At 57.5% G+C, this 2,936-nt stretch carries 3 protein-coding genes, 3 tRNA genes and 1 pseudogene; all 7 read right to left on the bottom strand.

What is annotated here, in order from left to right; genetic code table 11:
• A pseudogene (locus tag B4L76_RS14290) lies at window positions 1-72 on the bottom strand (elongation factor Tu); the annotation flags it as partial.
• Window positions 73-150: 78 nt separating this feature from the next.
• Window positions 151-226 (bottom strand) — tRNA-Thr (locus B4L76_RS14285).
• Between the two features lie 29 nt (window positions 227-255).
• Window positions 256-329, bottom strand: a tRNA-Gly gene (locus B4L76_RS14280).
• A 24-nt stretch (window positions 330-353) separates the two neighbouring features.
• A tRNA-Tyr gene (locus B4L76_RS14275) sits at window positions 354-437 on the bottom strand.
• A gap of 151 nt (window positions 438-588) precedes the next feature.
• A complete protein-coding gene (locus tag B4L76_RS14270) occupies window positions 589-1,014 on the bottom strand; it encodes a hypothetical protein (RefSeq protein ID WP_296233365.1) in 426 nt (141 codons plus the stop codon).
• Between the two features lie 7 nt (window positions 1,015-1,021).
• Window positions 1,022-1,771, bottom strand: coding sequence for a pantothenate kinase (locus B4L76_RS14265; protein ID WP_296233364.1), 750 nt, complete (start codon window positions 1,769-1,771; stop codon window positions 1,022-1,024).
• Window positions 1,761-2,720, bottom strand: a complete 960-nt coding sequence (birA, locus tag B4L76_RS14260) for a bifunctional biotin--[acetyl-CoA-carboxylase] ligase/biotin operon repressor BirA (RefSeq protein ID WP_296233362.1) — start codon at window positions 2,718-2,720, stop codon at window positions 1,761-1,763. The genes B4L76_RS14265 and birA overlap by 11 nt, the downstream gene beginning before the upstream one ends.
• Between the last annotated feature and the right edge of the window lie 216 nt (window positions 2,721-2,936).

Here is a 2,936-nt window from a genome sequence, read left to right as displayed (position 1 = left end):
ACCGTGGTCAACGTGGCCGATAGTGCCGACGTTAACGTGGGGAAGGGAACGATCAAACTTTTCCTTAGCCATCGATACAATCCTCCGCAGAAGAAATAGTCTTGCGCTGATAAAACAAAGGCAGATATTTTCATATCTGCCTTGTTTATATGGAGCTCTTGAGCGGACTTGAACCGCTGACCTCACCCTTACCAAGGGTGTGCTCTACCAACTGAGCTACAAGAGCGAAACACTTTGTGCAAAATCCAGCAAACTTGGAGCGGGTAGCGGGAATCGAACCCGCATCATCAGCTTGGAAGGCTGAGGTTCTACCACTAAACTATACCCGCGGAGCTTGCGGCTCTCGCTAAAACTGGTGGAGGGAGAAGGATTCGAACCTTCGAAGCTCTCGCAACGGATTTACAGTCCGTCCCCTTTGACCGCTCGGGAATCCCTCCAGATGTGGCCGGCATTCTATTTGTCTGCCGCCCTAGTGTCAAGCGTTTTTTCAAATTTTTTCAATCAAATCTGAAACTTAGCTGCTTTGACACCGCTTCCGGTTTTACCACCTGAGTGGTGTTCCTGTGAAGCGGGCGCCATTCTATCAAGCTATTCACCAGTTGCAATACCCTGGCAGAAAATAATTTTGTGTTTTAAGTCTTTGAAATCATTGGAAAGAGCGGCGAGCACGGATTGGTCCAACAAACGCTCGCTCTCAGGGGCAACCTTGAGCCAGCGACCATCCGCCCCCGGCAGCTGCCCCATCACCGGTAGCGTGGCAATATCCAGGCTCAACAGGCGCTGACGCAGCGCATCGATTTCGCCCTGCCCCATCACGCCACCCACCACCAGGCACTCATCCCGGCGCTTGGCCGGTGTTGACACGCCCGTTTCACGCAACAGACGGATTTCCTGCTGATTCCCCTTGTACAACGACAGAGGGGCGACCTCCTTGACCTTCAGCGGGGCTTCCTGCTGATGCCACACGTAATAAAAGACGTTGAGCACCAGCAACAACAGAAACAACCAACGCATAGGCACCTCAATTCAATGGGCAGGCCATGGCCAGGCCAACGAAAACCAGGTCAGGCACGACTCGCGCCTGCGGCACGGCCTCCCTGACCAGCGGTGCATCACCACCAGTAAGGAACACCGCGAAATCTTCCCCCCACAGGGCACGCGCCTGTTCGAGCTGGGTACGCGCAAAGCCCTGGAGCATCAATACGCATCCGCGCTCGACCGCTTCTACAGTCGAGCGTCCAGGCGCCAGGCTGGTCAATGCACGCTCGGCGGAGGCATCGTCATAACGGATACGCCGGGTATGCGTGCGCAGCTGACTACGCATCAATGGCATACCCGGGCAGATGTAACCACCGAGGTGCTCACCGTCCGCAGCAACGAAATCCGCTTTTGCAGCTGTACCCAGGTCAATGACCAGACAAGCACCTCTGGCCAGGTGGAACGCCCCCAGAGCGGCCAGCCAACGGTCCATCCCCAGGCGCTGGTAATCCTCATAGCCATTGCGCACACCAGCCATTTCCGGGGCCGGGTGCGCTACAAGCGCCTGTACGGAAAACGCCTGGGCAATCAGGGCGCAAAGCGCGTCGGTTTCATCCTCGCTGCGCACGCTGACAATACGGCAGCCAGTCAAACGCACCGACGCCAGTGCAGCCACTTCAGCCACCAAAGCTTGGTCAGAGTCAACGATGCCGCCGCTCTCAATCGCTGCATCAGCGACATGGATTACCCGCCACTTGATGAAGCTGTTACCACAATCGAGCTCAAGAATCATTACGCAACCTCAAACTGAGCTCACCACCACTGAAGCTCTTCTCCACTCCGCCCACCTCAAGGCGCAAGCCGCCCTGCCCATCGACGCCCAGAACCACGCCATCAATACGTGTGCTACCGGCGATCAGTGAAACGTTACGTCCTTGCCATAGGTGCGCCTGTTCCCATTCTTCCTGGAATGCGGCAAATCCATAACGACGATGCCGGGCCAGCTCATGCTGCAACTGCTGGCTGAGCAACGCGACCAGACGGTTGCGATCGATTGCTACACCCACCTCACGGAGCATCGAAGTCCACTCCTGGTCGACTTGATCGTTGGCCTGCATGTTCACATTGATACCGATACCCAGCACCACATGACAGACATCTGCCGGGTCGCCGACCAGCTCCAGGAGAATGCCGGTAATCTTCTGCCCGCGAACAAGGACGTCGTTTGGCCACTTTAGCCCCACATCCTTCACCCCGAACACCTGCAGCGTGCGCATTACCGCCAACCCAACCACCAGACTCAGGCCCTCGAGTTGGCGCATGCCGCCATCCACACGAAGCACCAGGCTGTAATAGAGATTTTCAGCAAACGGGCTGACCCATTGCCGGCCGCGTCGGCCACGACCGGCGCTCTGCCGTTCGGCCAGAACCAGAAACGGAGCCGTCTGCCCTTCACCGGCCAGTCGCAGACCTTCGGCATTGGTCGAATCAATGGTCTCATGAATGAAAACGGGCCACTGCTCGCCTGTAGCAAACCCGGCGATCGCCTGCGCATCGAGCAATGCCAGTGGCGCCGCCAATTGATAGCCGCGCCCACGGACCTTGTGAATGGTGAGGTTCAGTTCACTCTCCAGGTGCTGCAGCTGCTTCCAAACGGCGCTGCGACTCACCCCGAGGGCTGCCCCCAGAGCTTCTCCGGAATGGAACCGGCCATCCTTGAGAAGATTCAACAACTTCAGCATGCCAGTCTCGACTTGGAATAAGGCAGGCATGATAGCTATGGGCTGTTGGCTTGCATAGGAAAAGGGCCTGTCGACAGGGGCGAGCGGCCTTTGTGCGACCTGGCATCAGGTCCGATGTGGGAACGGGCACGCCCGCGAGCACCGACTACCACGTCGCCCGCAGCCACCTGGGCTGCGCAAGGACTTTTGCGCCACAAAGACAAAACCCCTACCTGC

The organism is Pseudomonas sp. UBA4617 (genome assembly GCF_002386445.1).
In the GTDB taxonomy this organism is placed as follows: domain Bacteria; phylum Pseudomonadota; class Gammaproteobacteria; order Pseudomonadales; family Pseudomonadaceae; genus Aquipseudomonas.
This window is presented reverse-complemented; position numbering and strand designations above follow the sequence as displayed.

Coding starts and splice junctions, on each gene's coding strand:
- B4L76_RS14270 (WP_296233365.1), bottom strand. CDS start 1,014: ATGCGTTGGTTGTTTCTGTTGTTGCTGGTGCTCAACGTCTTTTATTAC.
- birA (WP_296233362.1), bottom strand. CDS start 2,720: ATGCTGAAGTTGTTGAATCTTCTCAAGGATGGCCGGTTCCATTCCGGA.
- B4L76_RS14265 (WP_296233364.1), bottom strand. CDS start 1,771: ATGATTCTTGAGCTCGATTGTGGTAACAGCTTCATCAAGTGGCGGGTA.